Consider the following 22,803-nt stretch of genomic DNA (forward strand, 5'->3'; position numbering starts at 1 on the left):
GGTTTGTTTATTCTAATTTACGAATTATATCGCTGATTTACAAGTATTTGTGTGTATCTGAAAGTGCCTATTTTAAGGAATAATTTTAATACAGATAATATTATCATCTTCAACATGAACTTACTTATGTTGAAGATGCTGTTGGTAAACAATGTGCTCTCCTTGAAAGTTTAGAAAAAATTACTTGAACCATTAATCAATTCAGTACAATTATTTAATGACTCCCTTTCGGATATAAATCATTTGTGTATCTAAAAACCTCAGCTTTTCCAGTCCCTCTAGCTTGTGTTATTTCAATTTTCCATTGAGCTCTTAGTGTTTTTAAAACCTCGGTATACTCTTGGTTATTTACTAAATTATGAAGCTCTGCAGGATCATTTTTTAAATGATATAATTCTTCATAAACAGGTTGTTCATTATTTAAAGGCGCTTCAATATAATCACGATAAACAGCAATGTCTGGGTCATGCATATTGTAAAGCATCTCGTTTATAGGGATCCCTAATTCCTTGGCATATTTAATTTCTTTGGTAGCCGAGAAATTATTGTTTTTATAATATCTGATGTATTTCCATTCTTTATTTTGAACAGATTCGCAACGTGGGTTTCCAAAATGTGTAGACCATAAATTTTCAGTAAACACATAGTCTCTAACTTCTTTTTTATCGCCATTTGCCAAGTTAGATATATCTTTTCCTTGAAAACTATCAGGTTTTTTAATGCCTGCCATCTCTAACATTGTCGGTGCAATATCAATGGTTTGAACTAGCGCTTCACTTTTTTTACCTCTATTTTTCTTAGGTGTGTTTGGATTGAAAATAATAATAGGTACGTGCGTTGTTTGTTCATAACACAAAGCTTTACCACCTAAGCCTTGTTGCCCGCCAAATAAACCATGATCTGAAGTGAAAATAATGATTGTGTTTTTGTCTAGTTTTAATGCTTTTAGTTTTTCCGTAAGGTTACCAACCAATCTGTCAATACCCGTCATGGCTTGTAATTCTAGAATGTAACGCTCTTTAAGATCTTTAGGAATATCTACATAATTATAGATTGCTTGTCTGTCTTCGGCGTGTAAAAGATCTTTAGGCAGTTTGGGTATTTTTATATCTGCTTTTGCAATATAATTTTTGTGTAAAGGAATTTCTAAATCTCTATATAACGTTTTATAGATAGCATCATCAGAATCTTTTTGCTTCATGGTACGCGTACTGGCACCATGAGGTAAATTTAAATTAATGGATAGCATAAAAGGTTTATCCGATGGTCTTTCTTCTAAAAAATGCAACGCACCTTTTAGTTTTCGAGCATTTAGATCTAAAAATTCATCTACACCTTCATTTATAATTTCGGGTTGTGTAAACGCAATAGCATCGTTAAAAATGTCATGATTATCTTTTGGATAAAACCCTAAATGGCCATGACCTGCATACCAATAATCGAAACTTTTTTCCATAAGTCCACTGTTATAACCGCCTTTACCAATTGGTGCGTGGTTTTTTCCAATCCAACCTGTATAATAGCCATTATTGCGCATAACTACTGGGTACGAATTTTTCCAGGCCGTATCTGAAACACTTGTTCCTGAATTAAAATTAACACCGTGTTTACGTTCATGTTGACTTAATAGAATGGATATTCTACTTGGCGTACAAATAGCGCTAGTAACGTGAGCATTGGTAAATAAAGTTCCGTTATTGGCTAATTTATCGATATTAGGTGTTTGCACTATGGGGTTTCCTGTGCATCCTAATAAATCGTAAGATTGATCATCGGTTAAAATGAAAATGATATTTGGCCTTTGCTGAGCTTGTAAAATTCCTGAGAATATTAGAAATATTAGGGTTGTTTTTTTCATTTGTTACGTACTAAATATTTTATGGTTATTTCGAAAATCAGTCTATAAGTCTTGGTTATATCCATGTTATGGATTTGTAGACCATAGCGCGGCACTTTTAAGCATGGCCCGTCTAGGTAATTTTAAACCAGCAACTATTAATTCGGCAAAATCTTCTGGTTGTAGTACATTTTCAGAACCTTTATTTAGCATTCGTAATTCAACGGTCATATCAGTTTCTATAGTGCTTGGTGTTAAAGTGTTTACACGAATATTGTTTTTACGAACTTCTTTCATTAGTGATTCAGACATGCCAATAACAGCAAACTTTGATGCGCAATAGGCCGATATGTTTGGGTTTCCATTTAATCCTGCCGTAGAAGACACATTAATAATATCGCCTTCATTTTTATTTATTAAGTGCGGTAAAACTTCTTTGGTGACATAATACATGCCCATAACGTTGGTTTGAATAATTTCGCTCCATTGCTCAACAGGCATTTCATTGAAAGAACCAATAGCGGCAATACCTGCGTTATTCACTAGAATATCTACACCGCCTAAATTGCTAATAATATGTTTAATATTAGCCTTTACGTCTTCATAATTACCAACATTAAAAACGGCATATGTTGCTTTAACTCCAAGTGCCTCAATTTCAGAAACAGTTTCTTTTAAAACGCTTTCCGTTCTCCCAGTAATGGCTACATTAATGCCTTGTTTAGCAAAAGCAATTGCCGTAGCTTTTCCTAAACCTCTTCCACCTCCGGTTATTATGGCATTTTTGTTTTTTAAATTTTCCATTTCTTTAAAAATATTAATTGTTTTTTGTCCAATAGTCCATTACAAAAACATCGCCTATAATGGGGCTTACTTTATTAACTAATTCTAAATGCGCTTTATGAAAGAGGTAAATTTCTCTGTCGTGTTCATTATTAAACGTTATTGTAAAAGTGTGTGTAAAACCTTTGCTAGCACCTTCGGTACTATCATTTTCTCCCCATTCTATATTAGCTATTTCAGGAATTTCAATTTTTAAATCTAAAAATGCTTTAACAGCCTTATCAATTTGTGCTTTGGTGGCATCTTTTTTATATTTTAAGTTTACTATATGTTTTAAAACTTTGCCTTCTCTATTAATTTTTGGAGCTATTTTATAACTGGCTATTTTACCTAAATCGAACCTGAACGAACCTGCAATTAAGAAATTGTTATCTTCGATTTTATGAGACTTTAAACCGTAGTAGATTGAAAATCCAGTTTCTAAATAATTAATAGGAGTAAGGATACCTTCTTTATTTAACTTTAATAATTGAATGCTAGCATCGTCTCTTGTACCAATAGCTAGAATAGCTTCAGTATTATTTGTTGAGACAATTTCAATTCTTGTCTGTCCTTGTAGTTTTGTGGTTTCATCATCTATTAGAACAAAATGCGGAACCAAAGCTCCATTTTTATTCACCTTAAAAACACTAACACCATCACCATGATACACAAAGTCTGTTTTTTTAATAAAACCGCCTCGCTTATAATATTTGTGATGTCTATGTCCTACAATTACAAATTTATTATCTCCTAAAGTTACTCCTGTTACTGGGTATGCACCCGTTAAATACCTATCTGTAGTGTTATCACTTATGTTATTAATGTTTTTAAACGTACCATTTTCATAAACTCTAAAACTACTTATACCATTGTCTTGAAAACCACCGGTATATAAATACGTTTTTCCTTTTATTTTATGCACATACATACCTATAATACCATCTGTATGAATAGTTTCATCGTCTTTTATAGACTGCACATGAGTTAGCTTTCCATCGTTTTGTATTTTAAAACAACTTAATCCGGGAGTTTCCTCTAAACCACCAATAAAAAGGTATGATGCTTTTTTCATGTGGACTACCTGTAGTGTGATAGCTGTTCCTAAATGTGTTTCATCGGTGTCTTCAACTAATGCAACACGTTCTAAAGAGCCGCTGTTTAAAATTTTAAACGTTTCAATAACATTACCGTGTTTGTTAGCCACAAAAAGAAAACCTGTACCATTAATATTGTCTGCAACCATACCTCTGGCAGGTCCCTTTTTCATGTAAAGTTCATGATTGCTTAAAGGGGTAAGTATACCTTCTTTATCTAAACTGTACACATCTATATTCCCAACACCTCCAGCAAATATATAATGTGATCCATTTTTTTCATAACTTGTTACAGAAACTGTATTTTTTCCTGATATACTTTCGAAATCTTTTCTGTAAAGCATGACATCATCAGAAATCTGCGAGAAGCTTATTTGTGATAAAACTAAAAGGCCAAGAAGTAGTATGTTTTTTATAAAATTCATGTTTTTAGTTTTTTAAATTATTGTAAAATGGCATTTGTTCCAACAGTAGCAATATCATGATCTTCTTCTATAGTACCACCACTAACACCAATAGCTCCAATAATGGTTCCGTTTTCATCTTTTATTGGTACTCCTCCAGGGAATGTTATTAGGCCTCCATTAGAAAGTTCAATATTATAAACTATTCCTCCTGGTTGGCTTATCTTTCCTAAATCACCTGAAGCCATATTGAAGTAGCGTGCTGTTTTTGCCTTTTTTATAGCGATGTCTATACTACCTATAAAAGAACCGTCCATACGAATAAAAGCTTTTAAGTTTGCACCGGCATCTATGACAGCTATATTTTCTAAGACACCCAATTTTTCGGCTTTTTTTTCAGTTAAAAGCACTTTTAAAGCTTCTTCATGTGAAATATCATTTGATATTTGAGCATGTACTGTATTTGATAGTAATGTTAGTAAAAGTGCAAAAGCACAAATTTTAAAATGTTTTATTGAGTTCATTATTTTTAATAACAAAAATGGTAAACTCGTTTGATAAAACAGTTGAACAAGTTCAACTCTAAAAAAATTACTCAATTTGAAACTGTTTTTTTATTTTACTTAAAAATTCGTGTCGAATACCGAGATAACCTGCTATTTGTTTATCTGTTAGTTTTGATACGATACCTGGGTACTTTTCAATAAAATGGCTATATCTCTCTTTAGCCGTAAAGGAATGGTTATTTATTAAGCGCTTTTGCCATGAAACCAAAGCCTTTTGAGACATAATTCTGAAAAGTTTTTCAACCTTTGGCATCGTATTATATAATGCCATTTTATCTTGTTTGTCGATTAATAATACCGTACTATCCTCTAAAGCTTGAATGTTTAAATTGGAAGGTATTTGGTTCATAAAACTATCTATATCCATAAGCCACCAATCTTTAGCAGCAAAATACAAAGTGTTTTCATTCCCTTTTTTATCTATAGTAAAAATTCTAAAACAACCTTCCAATACAAATCCTTCAACCTTACATATTTCACCTTGAGTTAATAGAAATTCTTTTTTTTTAATTGATTTTGGATAAAATGATTTGCAGAATTGATCTATTTCTGTTTTGGAGAAATTTGTGTTTTTAGTTATATTTTTTATTAATAAATCGTTTATCATTAAAAGCTTAGTTCTAAAGTTTTATATTACTATGTATTCATTTTATATTTTTTTGATGTACGCATAATATACCGTGTTGTTTTGGTCTGCTTTATCTAAAAAGTTGGCTGTAAACTTAGTTTTTCCTGCTTTTAGCGAAACCGTAAATGTGGTAGATATATCAGTTTCATTTACATCCTTTTCTAATTTAAGTTGATTCTCAAACTCAATAGAAGCTTTTACAAAATTCAAGTTTTTTCCTTCCGGAATATCGTTTTCCAAACCAGGTAGTTCTTCTTTTGTAATAGCGGGCGTTGTTGCATTTATTGCTAAATTAGACTCTATTGGATATCGTCTTAAAGACACCTCGTAATTGCCGCTTTTTAGAATATCTACACTCCAGTAACCATTACCAATAACACCTTCTCTAATATAAATTTGGTTCCAAGGATAAGCTCCCAATTCTGTATGAATATCATGCGCAGTAAGTGTTATTGGATTCTCATATTCTGAGCCTAGTTTAAAGTAAACTTCCTTATCAAAATCTTTAGAAACTTGCATCCACCAGTTTTCATAAAAGGCTTTCATTTCATTTACTTTTTCAGGATGCTCTGCTGCAATATTGTTTTGCTGTCCTTGATCTGTAGAAATGTTATATAGTTCTTTTCCGTTTATCAATCTCCAATTTTCTTGCATCACGGCAGAGTTTTTCCATTTTTTAGGATGTTGAACACGTTGCGAATCTGTTACTAGCATTCTGTTTTTCAAGGTGTCTTTTCCTCTTAAAAGTGGCACTAAACTTTGTCCGTCTAACGGTTGATGTTTTTTTGGTAAAATAATGCCGCAAAGCTCTGCCAACGTGGGCATAATATCTATCTGTGCTGTTAGGGCATTAATATCTTTGGCTGTACTTATTTTTCCGTCTTTCCAATACATGAAAAACGGAACTCTATGGCCACCTTCATATTCGCTTCCTTTGGTGCCACGCATACCAGCATTAAACCCTGTAATCTTTCCTTTTTTATTATAGTAACCCGCAGAAGTACCATTATCGCTCATGAATATTAAAATGGTATTATCGGCTATTTTTAGTTCTTTAAGTTTCGCCCTTAATTTCCCGAAATTGTCATCGATATTTGTAATCATTCCATAAAAGCGTTTTTGTGTGTCTGCTAATATGGTGTCGTCTAAATCTTTGTATATTTCATAATATTCTGTGGGTACGTTGTATGGACCATGTGGTGCATTGGGCGCTAGATAGCAGAAAAAAGGTTCGTCTTTATTGGTCTGTATAAATTTTATAGCTTCATTAAAAAAGACATCTGTACAATACCCTTCGTATTTCTCTGGTTTTCCATTATGAAAATAGGTGTCGTTGAAATAGGTATTGTTCCAGAAATCTGGTGTTTGTTGTACGCCGCCACCGCCATGCATAACTGTTTCTTGAAAGCCTCTGTTTTCTGGTCTAAACGGGTAATTATCTCCCAAATGCCATTTGCCATAACCACCTGTTTTATAACCAGCTTCAGCAAACATATTGGCCATGGTTTTTTCATTCTCTCTTAATAAAGACCACCCGCCTACAGTATGCCAAACGCCAGTATTATTAGCATATCTACCAGTCATTAATCCAGATCGAGTAGGGGCACAGGTAGGTCCCACATGGAAATTGGTTAAATGGTAACTTTCTTTGTGAAATTCATCAATATTAGGTGTTTTTATGATGGTGTTTCCTAGTGCGCCAATATCACCATAGCCTTGATCGTCGGTAATTACTAAAATTACATTTGGTTTTGGAAAAACCTCAGTAATTGTTTCAGTTTGTTTTGGAGAATTGCAGCCAATTATTAAAATGTAACTTAAAAATAAATAGAGTTTAGTCTTCATAAAATTCATTTAACTACTTTTTAAAATATTCCTTTTTCATTGATGCTTTTAAGTTTTAGAGTAACAGTATTTGTAACATTCAATTTTAAAGTAGATTTCGGTTAGATTGGTTCACTTTCAGTACTATTACGACTATTGTTCTAACAATAATTTACAATATCGTTATAAGAGTTTTATATAAAACTTCCATCTACAACTACTTAACTAATATTGTCTCTCTCGCTAGCTGAAAGTATTGGGTAACTTTTTATGAAAAAATTATTGCAATTTGAATTTACTTTAGTACAGCTATAACAACTTTTGAGTGATATCTAAAAATTATAATTAGATTTTATTTCCTAAAAAAGTTTGAAATTTAGAAGGATTTCCATCTTCATCACCAGTTATTAAATAGTAAATCATTCCAGCGTCAGATATGTCTGCTCTTTTTTCATTGTGTTTTTTCATGCATTTCCAAATCCAAGCAATATCTTGGTTTTTATGATTTTTTAACCAATCCCAGACACTCCAATCATGCAAAGAACTCCAGCCTTCATTAGGATTGTTTTTGTTGTTTTGGTCTTTTATTCTTTTAAACTTTAAACGATTCCCACTAAGTTCAATAACCTGATCTATAGTATGGTGATTTGGTCTCCTCAAATGATTATCGTTATAATTACTGTGCGATACAATATATACATGAGATAATACTTCTCCATTACCTTCATTTATTACCAACTTAACAGCCTGATAAAGAAATTCTGATGGTCCCATATTTATAAAATACAAGGGGTCTTCCTCAGTAGATTTTACTAATTCATTTTTAAGATGTTTAATGGCTTCGCTTTTATGCGTTCCTACATCAAAGAAAAGGTCTTTATTAAAATCCCATCTTTTTATAGAGCCATCAACACCCTCTTTCATATAATTTCTAACTGTTGTGTGCGGAGGCGATGGCATAAAATTGTTATAAGAATAATGGACTAATTTATCCTGAAGTTTCAATTTTGCCAATATAGCTAGGGTGGCGGGTGTAGCACCCCAATCATCTGGATCAGCATAATTCCATCTACCAGTGTAGTCCAAATCTGGTTGTGCATTCCCATCTGCGCTACAGGCAATTCTATTGTTGTTATAATCTAAGGCTTGGGCTGAGGAAAAGTTAGGTGCTAAAAATAGAAAACCTATAATTAATTTAATTGTGTTTATTCTCATTTGAATACTTAACTAATAGGGCTTATTACGCTTATTCGCAAACAATTGTTTCGGTTTTGGCTTTGGATTGTTCTTTTGCCTCGTTATCTGTTATGCCAGATGATAAAACAAGTTTGTCTAATTGAAAATGCTGCGATCTTCCACATATTTTTAAAGTATACTCTCCTGCTTCAGGAAATCTTGCAGTCATCCAAGAACTTGACTTAGGATTATGCATATCTAGCTGCCCCCCATAAGTAAAATCTATTTTTCCTCTACTAACAAACTTTTCATAATGTTTTAAAAAATAAACTTCATTGTTTATCCAAGCCGACCCAACATCTTCGGGGAAATAAATCCAAACATCGTTAGATTTGTCATCTTCTACTGTTTCTGGTTGCCTCATGTACCATCTAACACGGTAATTTCCTGAAGCGGTAACTTTAAACTTAACCGTGATTTCATTAGCTAAATTTTGAGTTTGGTAATGGTTTGCGCCAAAATATTCTATATACTTTCCATTTGATGCTTTGTCATCTTCTACAATTCTCCAATTTCCTTTTAACTCAAAACTTTCTGCTTCTATAATAATTAGTCCATCTTTATTTGTTATAGTGCATACTTCTTCATTTACATTTTCCTCATTTACATTTTCCTCATCTGGTAAAACAATTTCAGAATTATTATCGCTATCACTGCACGAAAAAAATAGAGTCAATACTATTAATGGTAAAAAATAAAATTTTTTCATAATTGGTTTTTTAGTAATGTTTAGTTAAAAAATGTTTTAGAGATTATTTGATAGAGTATTTCTTTAGTTATTTAATTTTAGCGTTAAACTACACAATGCATCTTCAGGTAATTCTACATTTATTTCCTCTTCACCAATTATTAACCTTACAAACTGATTTGTTGATTTATTGTTTTGAATTAATACTTTAATCTCATTATTTCTATTTTTAGTTGTCACAATTCTATGTTTTGAAATGTGAGCAATTCTTTTATCGCCTTTAACTACGGAATTACTTGCTAAATACATAGCGTTGTAATCTGGTGTATATTGAATAGCTCCATTTTGGCGATTAATAACCATTAACGAATTTTGTTTCCAACCCCAAGCGCTATTTGATGTTTCATTTAAAATTAAATTCCAATAGCAATAATTGGTGCTGCCTGCATTTATATAGTTGGCAATTTCAGACAATCTTTCTTTGGCTTGTTCTGTAGAATTATCACCATTATAACACTTTGTTTCCGTATTCATGATTTTCATATTAGGCGCCAGTAATGAGACTTCCCTAATAAAAGCCTCATTGGCATATTGAAAACCAATACCGTCAAAATTTTCAAAGGTTTTGGAGTTTAATAGTTTATAATGGTCTCCTCTGTTAATAGTTCTAAACGTTCCGGCCCAAATACCCGTGTCTAAGTCTTCATTTTTAAATGCCGGAATTACGTAGTTGACACTTAAATCTTGCAATTGTTCCATGGTCATATTACAACCTGGAAATGGGGCATAGGTATCTGGTTCATTTTGTATACAAAAGCGATCTATTTCTACTCCTTCATTTTTATAAGCTTTAATGTATTTTATCAAATAGGTAGTATATGCCTCATAAATTTCTGGTGATTCTATTAACCTACTTTTTTCTTTATCTAAATTATTTTTATCCATGGCATTACTATATTTCATCCATGCAGGTGGACTCCAAGGAGATGCTTGTAGTATCATTGAATTATTTTCCTTTAAAGCTTCTTTTATAAAAGGTAATAAATGTTTTTTATCTCTTTTAATGGAGAAATACTTCATGTCATAATCTTCAGGTACCATGCTATAACTGTATGCATCTAAAGAAAAGTCACTAGCTCCAATAGGCGTTCTATTAAAAACAAGATTTGCATTATTGGTGTTAAATAAATTTTTTAAAACTTCGCGTTGTTTTGTTTTAGGTAAGCTGAATAAAGCTTCACCGCCATTTTCATTAAAAGCACCTCCAATGCCTTCAATAGTTTGGAATTCCACCTCAGGAACTAAAACAATAAAATCATTTTGATGTACTTTAATGTTAGGGTCAATTTTTGTTTCGTGTTTTTTAATTGGAGAAGCTTCTCCTTTTTTTAATGTAACATACGAAACTTCTACATTATAATTTTGTGCACTTAATGCTGATGTAAACAATATGGCAGCAATTAATATTTTATTAAATTTCATTATTCTATTTGTTTTAATGTTAAACCATTTAGCCAAAAAGAACCTTTTGGATTAATACTTTTAAATTTTAATATAACCGCATTAGTACCATCTGAGTTAAAGGTTGATTTAATTGAAATGGGTTTACGTTCACCACTACTATCATTATTATAGTAATTTACAATATGGTCGTCAGCGGTTCTTGTAAAACGACCATCAACATCTTCAACGGTAACTTCTATTTCATTTGTTAATTTTACATCCAACTTTCTTGCATGATGAAAGGTTTCTATAGCATATTTCCCCGTTTTTAAGTTTGTTAATTTTAAAGATAATTCTCCATTTTCTATATAAACACCATCTGTGCCTACAAAACTTAAATCACCAAGCATACTTGTTCCATTTCCTAACCAATTTATTTTTTTGTTAGTGTTTATTTCAACTTGTGCATTTGTTTCATCTAGTTTGTGTTTTAAATCGCTGTTAGAATTTCCTGTCCATTCTTGCCATTCAAATTGTACCAATTGTTTGTCTCCACCAATATCTACACGATCTATAGGATAATCGTAAATTGGTCTGGCATGGTTCGTAATTTCGTTGGTATTAAAGCTTACCGTATTTATTGTGGCTTTTCCGGATTTTAAGCCTTTTGCCTTTGCATTAATGGTTATTGTTCCTGTTTGATTGGTTCCTTTTACATAAATAGCGGCTACACCATTATAAACTAGAGCAGGATTGGCGTAAATTTTGCCATTATTAATTATTTCACCAACGCCAGAAACCGAAAACGTAATTTCATTTTTAGTGTTAGTAACCACTTCACCATTTTCATCTAAAATATAGGCATATACTAATCTAATATCCGATCCGCCTGCATAAAATGGTTGATCTGTGATGTTATATTCAACTTTTATATGATGAGGTTTGCCTTCTTTTTGTCTTGTGAATTCTGTTACTTTTTCACCGTTAGAATATCCAATAGCTTTTAATATGCCACTTTTCCAATGGTGTTTAAAAGTAAATGAAGGATGATTTAAATTGGCTTTAGTAATATCATTATCTGGTAATTGTCTTGCAATTAGTTTTCCGTCTTGATATAATTCTACTTCTTGACAATTACTAAATACTCTAACTTTTCCCTCCTTAGAAGCTGTTTCATCTGCGATATGCACTATTGGTTTTTTTACGAGTTCTGATTGATACCAATAATAAACGGGCTTAGGTACTCTATAAGGCGACAATACACCATAGGTAGTCATGAAATCTCTAGACCATTGATCGTCAACAATATCTGGTTGTAAATGATTATAATCCGCCCCTAACCAAGTAATGGCTGCAAAATTATTTTTGTTGCCTTTATATCTTGAAATGTGAAATTGATTGACTTCTGAATTTGGAGAACTACCATGTTCCATAACCATAGTATAGGCACTCTCTGGAAATTCTGTTCTTCGATAATCCATTGTTGCATGCACATCTGTAATTCCTTCGTTTTTTGGTCCATCCCATGGGGCAGAAGCAGAGGCCGTTAATCTAAAAGGGTCTTCTTCTTTGGCCACAGTTTGCATTCTAGGTACAGGACCTCTATGGTTAATTCCTGCGCCCCAAACAATAATTGAAGGATGATTTCTATGATTACGAATCATAGTTCTAGTTGCTTTTTCTAAGTTTTCAAACCAAGTATCATCTCCCCATTCAATCCATGTTGAAGGTTCTTCATAAATAAAAATTCCTAATTCGTCGCAAGCATTAATAAAAGCATCATCTTGCGTATAATGAGATAACCTAATGATGTTCATGCCAGCTTTTTTATACTGTAGCGCTTCGTTATAATGAAAGGAATTTGGCACCGCATCTCCAATGTTAGGATAACTTTGATGGCGATTTGCGCCCACTAAAAAAAGCGGTTCTCCATTTAATACAAATCCTTTACCTTTTTCTAAAGAAAATTTTCTGAAACCAAATTTGTTTTCCACAAAATCAACAGGTGCTTCGTCATCATAAATCACCGAATTTACGCGATATAAATAGGGCGTGTCTGGAGACCATAAATGGTATTCTTCTTCAATTGTAGCAGATTGTCTAAATGTATGGGTAGAATTAGCTGAAATTTTAATTTCTGATATTAATTTCTTAATAACAAAACCATCTTTATTAATAATATTTGTAATTATTTTACTCTTTTTTGCTGTAGAATTTTCATTTTTAACAGTTGTTTTAATAGTAACAGTACCATTGTTTTTGTTAACAGTAGGTGTAGTTATGTGCACACCAGCATCAAAGTCTTCCCAATTGAAATTGACATGAAGCTTGTTAGTGGTTACTAAGTAAACATCTCTGTAAAGTCCTCCAAATTTTACATAATCTGTTCTATGGGGATCTGGAGCTATGGTTTGGTTATAAGTGTTATCTGCTTTTACAACAATGGTATTTTCCTTACCGAATTTTACAAAATTGGTAATATCAAAATGAAAAGGAGTATAGCCATTTACAGCGTAATTACCTACTTTTTCTCCATTAACCCATAACTCTGTTGCGTTATGTACGGCTTCAAACTCTAAAAATACTTTTTGCGATGTGTCTGCTTCAATTTTTAGTTTTTTTCTATACCAACTAACATCACGAAGGTATTTTTCTTGAACCCAAGTTTCTTTAATACTATCCAATTCATAAGAAACTAATTGAGGGTTGTGAGGAACTGAAACATTCTTCCAAGAACTATCATCAAAATTTATGCTTGTTGGTTTAGTTTTAAGGTCTCCTAAATGGAATTTCCAACCTAAGTTTAAGTTAGTTTTTGTTCTGTTTCCAGCTTCAAAACCACTAGGTAAGTTATTGTTCTGTGCAAAATTTAGTTGACAGATTATTAGTCCAAGAATTAATAATTTGATTTTCATTTTTATGTATAGTTTATCTATACCAAAAATATTTATTCTTATTGCTTAATTTAATTAGATATGTATTGAATATTATAACATATGGTTTAAAATTAAAAAAAGGCTTTGAATTTTCATCCAAAGCCTTTTTTTTGAAATATTTTTTTAATCTATTTTAACTCTAGTTCTTTAATTTCTACTTCTGTTTCACCTCTTAATTTTTTATAAGAAGCAATCATTTCAGCCAATTTATCTTTATTGCTATTAGCTAAATTATTTTCCTGAGCTCTATCTTCTTTTAAATTATATAATTGATATTCGCTTGAAAGCCCTAATTCTATATTTACTTGCTTGTTAATAGGATTTCCTTTATAAGGAGGGATTAACACCCAATTTCCACTACGTAATGCTGTTTTTTGACCAGCTTCCAGAATTAAATTTTTTCTGCCTTGGTTTGATTTTCCTAAAAAGGCATTTAGTAGTTGTTCACTATCATTAGTTTTTGCAGTACTACCTGTTAAATGAGCCAAAGAGCTAAATAAGTCTAACTGGCATACTATAGCATTAGAAACAGTTGGCTCTATGGTTCCTTTCCAATATGTAATAAAAGGTACATGTGTACCTGCATCAAACAAACTATATTTACCACCACGTAAACCTCCAAAAGGTGTATGCTTACCTAATTTTTCTACAGCATCATCATAATATCCATCATTTAATACTGGGCCATTATCACTAGATAAAACAATCAAAGTATTTTCTAAAATACCTTCTTCATTAAGAGTTTTAATGAATTCACCAATAACCCAATCGGCCTCTAAAATAACATCGCCACGTGGCCCCATTCCAGATTTTCCAACAAAACGTGGGTGTGGTGTACGTGGTACATGTGGTTGTTGTAAGGCATAGTATAAAAAGAATGGGTTTTCCTTATGTTTCTTCACATAGGTTTGTGCTTCTTTTAAAAAGTGGTCCGCCATGTCTACATCGTTCCATTTTGCAGCTTCGCCACCTTTCATGTATCCAATTCTAGGTATTCCATTTACAATACTGTTATTATGACCGTGGTGCCATTTCATAGATAAAAGTTCTGGATTATCTTTCCCTGTAGGTTGGCCTTCAAAATTTGTTTTGTAACTAATTTCAATGGGATCGTTAGGATCTAAACCATCAACATGACCGTTTCTTATGTAAACTGTTGGCACTCTATCTTGAGTTGCAGCCATAATATAAGATTCTTCAAAGCCAACCTCATTTGGCCCAGGGGATACGCGTTCATTCCAATTTACATTTCCTCTACCTAAACCTAGGTGCCATTTACCAACAATACCAGTTTGATACCCTTGTTGCTTTAACATTTTTGGAACCGTTTTTTGTTCTGTACTAATAATTAGAGGCGCGGTGCCTGGTAAAATAGCGGCATCTTTATTTCTCCAAGGGTAAACACCTGTTAAAATCCCATAACGGCTTGGAGTACAAGTTGCCGAAGTAGCATAACCATTAGTGAAACGTACACCTCCATTAGCTAATTGATCAATGTTAGGAGTTGAAATTTCTGTAGCACCATTTGCACTAATATCGCCGTAGCCCAAATCATCCAAATAAATAAAAACAATATTTGGTTTGGTTTCGGTTTTTTGAGGTTCATCTTGTTTATTTTCATTTTTACAACTTACCGATAAAGCAAGTATAATCATTAAAATAGAGCATTTTAAAAATGCAGATTTAGTGATTTGAATCATAATAATTTAGCTTTAGTTTGAATTTGTTGATTTTTTTCTGCTCTGTTCCCACTTTTTTTCTTCTTTGATTACATTTTTTGCATGTGGATCAAACCAGTTAGGATCAATATTTTTAGCATCCCATTTTTTATAAGCAGCTTCTAGATTGGCTATAATTTTTGAATTACCATCCGAAATATCATAACGTTCTAAACTGTCCTTTTTTAAATTAAACAGTAGTGTTTTGTTTTTGTAAGCGCTCTTGTATAGTTTGTAATCACCTTTTCTTACTGCATATTCAAAATTTCCAGAAGACCTCCAAAAAAGTTCATCGTGTGGTACCGAATTTACTTTGTTTGTAATGTATGGTAATAAATCTACACCATCTAGTTGTTTTTCTTTTTTGGCCTTAGCTCCAGCCGCATTTAAGAATGTAGGAAATAAATCTAAAGATGATACAATATTTTGATAATGTTGATTTTCTTTAATTTTCTTTGGCCAAGTCATGAAAAATGGCACTTTTATACCGCCTTCAAATAACATGCCTTTATGACCTCTATATGGTCTGTTATCGGCATGTTCAATTCTACCGCCATTATCGCTTAGAAATACAATAATAGTATTGTCTTTTATGTTATTGGCTACCAAAGTAGAATCTATTCTACCTACATTAGTATCAACAGCATTTACCATGGCAGCATATATACTTCTACCAGCGTATTCTATATGTTTTGTTTTTTCTAAATATTCTTTAGTTGCATGATCTGGCGCATGAGGTGCATTATAGGCTAAATACATAAAAAAGGGTTTGTCTTCTTTTTTAGAAATAAACCTAATGGCTTCATCTGTAAAATTATCAGTTAAATAATTTAATTCATTTTCAGGTACAACTTTACCATTTCTGTATATGGTTTGAATATCATTTTTAGCTTTTCCCCAATAGTTCATACCGCCTCCAGGAAAACCAAACCAATGATCGAAACCTTGAGCAAGTGGGTATAAATCTGGATGATCACCAACATGCCATTTTCCAATAGCACTCGTTCTATAACCTTGCTCTTTTAAAGCTTCAGAAATCATTTTTTCTGATAGAGGTGTTCCAACTGTAGCATCATTTTCACCATCATAAGGCATATTGCAATCATGCCCAAAACGAGCTTGGTAACGACCCGTTAATAAACCAGCCCTTGACGGACTGCAATAGGGGTGAGATACATACCCGTTAGAAAATATAACACCTTCACCTGCCAGTCTGTCTAAATTTGGAGTAGGAATATCTGTAGCGCCATTAAAACCAACGTCTGCCCAGCCTTGATCGTCAGTTAGAATAACAATAATGTTTGGTTTTTCTTGAGAAAACGCTTTATTTACAACTATAAATAATAGTACAGCGAGTAAAAGTTGTACTGTTTTTATTCTGAAACCCATCCTTATTTTGTGTTTACTGTTATTTGTTTTTAAGTTTATCTTTCTAATTTAAAAACCTGTTCTAAAGCCATCCATTTTTCGCCATTTTTAGCCCAGGGAAGTTCTTGTTGGTATTTCCACATGAGGTTTTCCCATTCTTGTACTTTTGGGTTGTTGGCATCCATTTTAGCTTTTTTGACTGGATCAAAAGTCTCATCAACTTCCATAATCATAAACATACGATTGCCGACAAGGTAAATTTCCATGTCCACAATACCTGCATCTTTAATGCTTTTGGTTATTTCTGGCCATGCATTACCAGCAGCGTGGTATGCTTTATATTCCTTTATTAATTTAGAATCGTCTTTTAAGTCGCATGAAAAACAATGTCTTTTTGTACTCATAATTTCTGTTATTTTGAAGTTTTATAAGTAGCATAGCCATAATGAGCAACTACTGCTAAACAAATTAATGGAAGAATGAATGAAAATTTTACTTCAGGAATAAACCCTAAAATGGCAACATCTGAAAAACCAGAACCTCCCATATCCAAAATACTACCTTGAAGTACTGGCATTAAAGCGCCACCTACAATAGCCATAACTAATCCTGCTGACCCAATTTTGGCTTCGTCCCCCATATCTTTAAGTGCAATACCATAAATGGTCGGGAACATGATAGACATAAATACTGAAATACCAACCAAAGAAATTAAACCAGCCATTCCAGGTAAAAGAATAGCGCCAACACTACAAATAACACCACCAATTCCAAAAAGCATTAATATTTTGGATGGGTTTATTGATTTCATCAATGCGGTTCCTATCCATCTGCCAACAAGAAACAAAACCATTGCAGCAACATTATAGTATGTAGCAGTTAGTTCCCAGCCAAAAGTCGCATTCAAATTATCTACATATTGAAAAATATAGGTCCAACACATAATTTGAGCACCAACATAAAAAGCTTGAGCAATCACACCATGTTTGTAATTTTTGTTAGAGAACAATTTTTTGAACGATTCCGACAGTCCCATTTTATCTTCTGCTGCAGTTTTTGGAATCTTGGTAAAAATTATAATAGACATAATTATTAATACTAAAACACCTAAAGCAATGTAGGGAATACTGATAATGCTTAAATCGTTTTCTCTTATGGCTCCTAATTCTTCTGAAGTTAAGGCGTTATAAGCTTCAGTAGTATAATCGTCAGAACGTAAGGCACCAATAATAAATACTTGAGCTATTATCATACCAGTTAAAGAGCCGATTGGGTTAAAAGCTTGAGCTAAATTTAAACGTTGGGTTGCCGTTTCCTTGTCTCCTAAGGATAAAATCAAAGGATTAGAAGTGGTTTCTAAAAATGCCAAACCACAAGTAATAATCCATAATGAAATCAAAAAGTAATTGAATTCTTGGTTCGCTGCTGCTGGAAAAAACAAAAATGCTCCAATAGCGTACAAAGACAATCCTAATAGAATCCCAGATTTATAACTATATTTTCTAATGAACAATGCTGCAGGTAATGCCATGAAAAAGTACCCAAAATAGAAAGCAAATTGTACTAAAGATGCTTGAACATTTGAAAGCTCCGGCATTACTTTTTTAAAAGCTGAAACCATAGGGTTGGTTAAATCGTTAGCAATACCCCATAAAGCGAATAAGGAAGTAATGATTATGAAAGGAAGTAAAAGTTCTTTTCTAACTATTGGAATTTTTTTTGTAGTATTCATATTTTAATTTATGGTTTAGTAGTTATAATATATTTAATCTTCAGTAATCACAATGGTGTTTACTTGCATGTCTTTAATTAAATCAAATACCTATTTTCTTGTAGGCTAAATAGACCTCTTTTAGAGGACGCATATCCAGAAGCATTACCTTGACCTGTTTGAGCCGCTTTAGAAACTATATTTAAAATATTACTATTAGCTTTTTTAATCATTGGCAAGCAATATTTTAAAATTGTAAAAAAACATACCATATTTAATTTAAGAGAATACACTAAATTGTCTATGCAGGTATTTAAACCTATGCCATCAATAATACTTACATTATTAATTAATGCATCAACACGACCGTATTTTTCTTTTATGGTTTTTACTGCAGTTTCAATTTGTCTGATTACAAATAAAGCGTTAATCTCTGCCGCACCAACAACAGTAACTTTTTCTTTTAACCCTAAATTTATTAGCCTCAATCTATAACTTATAAAATTTTATAGCATTTTGGCCCATAATATCAGCTTGTTCGGCGGCACTTAGGTTTGCTATAAAATCTGTTACTAAATCTTTTACTTGTTTATAGTTTCCAGCAACCAAACATACTGGCCAGTCAGAACCGAACATCACTTTTTTGTTTCCAAATGCATTTAAAACCACATTCATATAAGGTTCAATTTGCGATGGTGTCCATGTTTTGAAATCTGCTTCTGTAATCATACCAGATATTTTGCAATGTACATTTTCATGTTTTGCTATTTCACTCATTAGGACTTTCCATCCATCAAAAAAACCATCCTTTATATATGGTTTTGCTATATGGTCGATGATGAATTTCTGTTTAGGAAATTGTTTTACAAACTCTAAAGCAGCACCTAATTGATGTGGAAAGATAAGAATGTCGTATGTGAAATCATGTTTTTTTAACGCTGAAATCCCTCGTAGAAAATTAGGTCTCAATAAAAAATTATGGTCAGGTTCGCCTTGTACTACATGTCGAAACCCTTTTACTTTTTTAAAGGCACTATATTTTTCTAAATCAGCTTCAACGTTTTTATTCCTTAAATCAACCCAACCAACGATGCCTTTAATAAAATCATTTTCATTAGATAGCTGAATTAAAAAATCGGTTTCAGCCAAAGTCTGGTCTGCTTGAACTGCCACACAGCCATCAATATCGTTTTCATCATAAACCTTTTTCAAATCAGAGGGAGTAAAATCACGCCTTATAACCGACATGTTATCGTCAATCCAATCATGTTTTACGGGTTCATAATTCCAAAAGTGCTGATGTGAATCTATTATCATATATTAGTTAGATAATGTATTTATAGCTGTTTTCATACCATTATTTATGATGGATTCTAAATATTTGGCCACTTCGTTTTCCAAACCGTCAAATGTTGTTAAGTCTGTTCCCCAAAAATCAGTATTAGATAAAGTTGCTTTTGCTACACTCGATACGTCATTGGTTTTCCATTGGTTTTCAAAAAACTCTAAAACGGTAGCGTCATCTTTTAAATTAATTTTATTACCGTTTCTATCACCTTTATAAAATGCCATCAATGCTGCTAATGAAAACAATAAATGAGATGGCAATGTGTTTTTTCTTTTGATGAATTCCAATACAGAAGGCAGTACTCGTGTTTTATATTTAGATACCGAGTTTAATGAAATACTCATGAGTTCATGCTCCAAATATGGATTTCTGAAACGATCTAAAACATCATTCGAAAACTGGCTTAGTTCATCATCTGGTAAATCCAAAGTTGGACAGATATTCTTGAACAGGGCATCTTTTAAAAATGATCCAACAATAGGGTCTTCTAAAGATTCACGAACACGATCAATGCCATATAAATAGCCCACAGGTACTAAGGCTGTGTGTGCACCATTTAAGATACGGACTTTTCGAGTTCTGTAAGGTTCCATATTATCGGTAAAAACCACATTTAACCCACAGGCTTCTGAAGGGAATTCGTCTTTAACAGACTTAGGGCCTTCAATGACCCATAAATGAAATTGTTCGCCCTCAACAACCAAATTATCTTTATACCCCAGTTCTTTAGTAATGGCCTCCATTTTATCTTTTGGGTATCCGGGAACAATTCTATCTACCAATGTATTGCAGAAAATGTTATCATCATTTATCCATGTTTTAAAATCGTCTCCTAAATTCCAATCAGATGCATACTGAAGGATAATACGTTTAAGATTATCACCATTTCTGTCAATTAGTTCACATGGGATAACAATCAGCCCTTTATCTGAAGCACCCCCAAACGTTTGAAACCTTTTGTGTAATAAAGCGGTTAATTTAGCTGGAAAACTCTGAGGTGGCGTATCGTCCAACCTGTCATTTTCATTATAAGAAATACCAGCTTCTGTGGTGTTTGAAATAACAAACCTTAAATCGGGGTTTTCAGCATTGGCTAAATAGTCATTATAGTTTTCATAAGGATTGATACTTCTTTGAATACAATCAATAATTTCATGCTCACTGATGGCTTTTCCGTTCTTGATACCGTTAAGGTAAAGTGTATATAGACCATCTTGGTCGTTTAGCATTTTTACTAAGCCTTGATTTATGGGTTGTACTACAACAACGCCACTATCAAAATTGGCTTTTTTGTTCATTTCATGAATCATCCAATTGGCAAATGCTCTTAAAAAGTTGCCTTCTCCAAATTGTATAATTCTTTCGGTATAAGTGTTAACCGATGCTGTTTTTCTATTTAATTCTTGCATTAACTTGGTTTTGTTCCTATAAGGTTCTTAGAACCTTGTAGGTTTGTTATTGGTTATATTATGAATAAGACCTGTAAGGTTTCAAAAAACCTTGCAGATAAGATGATAAATTACAATGAAACCCCTCTTTTCCAAGGAATAAAGTCGTTATTTCCGTGTAATACGGCTTTCGATGGTGTTTCACCGCTAGCAACTCTTATGATATGATCCAAGATTTTTTCTCCCATTGATTCAATAGTGTCCTCGCCAGTTATAACAGTACCTGCATTAATATCGATGATATCGTTCATACGTTCATACAAATTGGTATTGCTGGACATTTTAAGTACTGGAGCTACCGGATTCCCTGTTGGTGTGCCCAAGCCTGTTGTAAATACAACCACGTTGCAACCAGAACCCACTAAACCTGTTGTTGATTCTACGTCGTTTCCTGGTGTACACAATAAATTTAAACCAGGTTTTGTTACTTGTTCGGTATAATCCAAAACTTCTACAACAGGGGATGTGCCTCCTTTTTTTGCTGCTCCTGCAGATTTCATGGCATCGGTAATCAAGCCATCTTTGATATTTCCAGGAGAGGGATTGTTTTCAAACCCAGAACCAACGGCTACAGCTGCTGCTGAATAGGCGCGCATTAAATCGTAGAATTTTTTTGAATCCTCTGCTGTTTCACATCTGTTGATAATTTCCTGTTCCACACCATTTAATTCTGGGAATTCAGACAATACAGGACTGCCTCCTAAGGCTACAAGTAAATCTGAGGCATAACCCAAAGCAGGGTTTGCCGAAATTCCTGAAAACCCATCGGATCCACCACATTCCAATCCTAAAACCAGTTTGTTTAATGGGGCAGGTTGTCTGGTTACTTTATTGGCTTCCATTAGCCCTAAAAAGGTGTATTTAACAGCTTCCTCAATTAGTTTTCGTTCGCTTTCGCTACGTTGTTGTTCTAAATAATGCACCGGTTTTTTGCAGTCTGGATCGATAGCTTCAATAGCGTTTTGCAACATTTCTATTTGTGCGTTTTGGCATCCTAAACTAAATACAGTAGCTCCAGCAACATTAGGGTTTGTAATGTAGCCTGCTAATAATTTGCACAAGGTTTCAGAATCTTGACGGATACCACCGCAACCGCCATCATGTTTTAAAAACTTAATGCCATCAACGTTTGGAAAGACTCTGTTTTTTTCTATTTCTTCCTTAGTTGTTATAATAGGCGTATTCAAGATGTCTGCTTCCGTAACACCCGCTTTAAACTGGCGGATCAAAGCATCTGTATCTACAGCAAAATCCTTTTTGGTTTGGTAGCCCAATTTTTCAGAAAGCGCACCTTCCAAAACATCTATATTTCTATTTTCGCAAAAGGTTAAAGGAATTACTAGCCAATAGTTTGCAGTTCCTACTTTACCATCTTTTCTATGGTACCCATTAAAGGTACGCCCCTCAAAATTAGAAGCATCAGGAGCAGACCATGTGAATTTTTCTTTAGAATCGTTAAATTCAGCGGAAGCGTGCTTCACGTTTTCTATAGTAATAGCAGTTCCTCTTTGAATGGGAAGTACTGCTTTTCCAATTAAAACGCCATACATGAAAATCTCGTCGCCCACATTAAAATCGTATAGAGCGAATTTATGTTTTTGCTTGATGTCTCCTTGCAATGAAAAGGTTTCGCCAGCAACATCTATAAAGGTGTTTTTAGGCAAAGGGGTTATGGCTACAATAATGTTATCCTTTGGATCTATTTGGACGTAATTTTTAGACATTGTTT

Annotated in this window: 18 protein-coding genes; all 18 read right to left on the reverse strand. The window is 33.1% G+C overall.

The window, feature by feature from the left end; genetic code table 11:
• Positions 1-214: 214 nt before the first annotated feature.
• The gene (locus ABD935_RS01605; RefSeq protein ID WP_345189780.1) at positions 215-1,858 is read right to left on the reverse strand and encodes a sulfatase-like hydrolase/transferase; all 1,644 of its coding nucleotides are present in this window, start codon (positions 1,856-1,858) and stop codon (positions 215-217) included.
• A 66-nt stretch (positions 1,859-1,924) separates the two neighbouring features.
• Entirely contained in the window at positions 1,925-2,641 is a 717-nt protein-coding gene (locus ABD935_RS01610) for a 3-ketoacyl-ACP reductase (protein WP_345189781.1), read from the reverse strand.
• Between the two features lie 13 nt (positions 2,642-2,654).
• Positions 2,655-4,181: a Dabb family protein gene (locus ABD935_RS01615; RefSeq protein WP_345189782.1), complete on the reverse strand. Its 1,527-nt coding sequence runs from the start codon at positions 4,179-4,181 to the stop codon at positions 2,655-2,657.
• Positions 4,182-4,198: 17 nt separating this feature from the next.
• Positions 4,199-4,684: a GlcG/HbpS family heme-binding protein gene (locus ABD935_RS01620; RefSeq protein ID WP_345189783.1), complete on the reverse strand. Its 486-nt coding sequence runs from the start codon at positions 4,682-4,684 to the stop codon at positions 4,199-4,201.
• 67 nt (positions 4,685-4,751) lie between these two features.
• A complete protein-coding gene (locus ABD935_RS01625) occupies positions 4,752-5,333 on the reverse strand; it encodes a Crp/Fnr family transcriptional regulator (RefSeq protein ID WP_345189784.1) in 582 nt (193 codons plus the stop codon).
• A gap of 42 nt (positions 5,334-5,375) precedes the next feature.
• Positions 5,376-7,199: an arylsulfatase gene (locus ABD935_RS01630; RefSeq protein WP_345189785.1), complete on the reverse strand. Its 1,824-nt coding sequence runs from the start codon at positions 7,197-7,199 to the stop codon at positions 5,376-5,378.
• Between the two features lie 324 nt (positions 7,200-7,523).
• Positions 7,524-8,393: a hypothetical protein gene (locus ABD935_RS01635; protein ID WP_345189786.1), complete on the reverse strand. Its 870-nt coding sequence runs from the start codon at positions 8,391-8,393 to the stop codon at positions 7,524-7,526.
• Between the two features lie 31 nt (positions 8,394-8,424).
• Positions 8,425-9,123, reverse strand: coding sequence for a hypothetical protein (locus ABD935_RS01640; RefSeq protein ID WP_345189787.1), 699 nt, complete (start codon positions 9,121-9,123; stop codon positions 8,425-8,427).
• A gap of 63 nt (positions 9,124-9,186) precedes the next feature.
• Positions 9,187-10,584: a glycoside hydrolase family 30 protein gene (locus tag ABD935_RS01645; protein ID WP_345189788.1), complete on the reverse strand. Its 1,398-nt coding sequence runs from the start codon at positions 10,582-10,584 to the stop codon at positions 9,187-9,189.
• Positions 10,584-13,460, reverse strand: a complete 2,877-nt coding sequence (locus tag ABD935_RS01650) for a glycoside hydrolase family 2 protein (RefSeq protein WP_345189789.1) — start codon at positions 13,458-13,460, stop codon at positions 10,584-10,586. The genes ABD935_RS01645 and ABD935_RS01650 overlap by 1 nt, the downstream gene beginning before the upstream one ends.
• Before the next feature lie 149 nt (positions 13,461-13,609).
• Entirely contained in the window at positions 13,610-15,136 is a 1,527-nt protein-coding gene (locus ABD935_RS01655; protein ID WP_425550187.1) for a sulfatase-like hydrolase/transferase, read from the reverse strand.
• A gap of 57 nt (positions 15,137-15,193) precedes the next feature.
• Positions 15,194-16,588, reverse strand: coding sequence for a sulfatase-like hydrolase/transferase (locus ABD935_RS01660; RefSeq protein ID WP_345189791.1), 1,395 nt, complete (start codon positions 16,586-16,588; stop codon positions 15,194-15,196).
• Between the two features lie 35 nt (positions 16,589-16,623).
• On the reverse strand, positions 16,624-16,971 hold the full coding sequence (locus tag ABD935_RS01665; protein WP_345189792.1) for an L-rhamnose mutarotase: 348 nt from the start codon (positions 16,969-16,971) through the stop codon (positions 16,624-16,626).
• 8 nt (positions 16,972-16,979) lie between these two features.
• Positions 16,980-18,299: an L-fucose:H+ symporter permease gene (gene fucP, locus ABD935_RS01670; RefSeq protein ID WP_345189793.1), complete on the reverse strand. Its 1,320-nt coding sequence runs from the start codon at positions 18,297-18,299 to the stop codon at positions 16,980-16,982.
• Between the two features lie 77 nt (positions 18,300-18,376).
• On the reverse strand, positions 18,377-18,766 hold the full coding sequence (locus tag ABD935_RS01675; protein WP_345189794.1) for an SDR family NAD(P)-dependent oxidoreductase: 390 nt from the start codon (positions 18,764-18,766) through the stop codon (positions 18,377-18,379).
• Position 18,767: 1 nt separating this feature from the next.
• A complete protein-coding gene (locus tag ABD935_RS01680) occupies positions 18,768-19,595 on the reverse strand; it encodes an amidohydrolase family protein (RefSeq protein ID WP_345189795.1) in 828 nt (275 codons plus the stop codon).
• Between the two features lie 3 nt (positions 19,596-19,598).
• A complete protein-coding gene (locus ABD935_RS01685; RefSeq protein ID WP_345189796.1) occupies positions 19,599-21,035 on the reverse strand; it encodes a tagaturonate reductase in 1,437 nt (478 codons plus the stop codon).
• 110 nt (positions 21,036-21,145) lie between these two features.
• Positions 21,146-22,798, reverse strand: coding sequence for a UxaA family hydrolase (locus ABD935_RS01690; RefSeq protein WP_345189797.1), 1,653 nt, complete (start codon positions 22,796-22,798; stop codon positions 21,146-21,148).
• Positions 22,799-22,803 lie beyond the last annotated feature (5 nt).

The organism is Algibacter agarivorans (assembly GCF_039543245.1).
In the GTDB taxonomy this organism is placed as follows: domain Bacteria; phylum Bacteroidota; class Bacteroidia; order Flavobacteriales; family Flavobacteriaceae; genus Algibacter_G; species Algibacter_G agarivorans.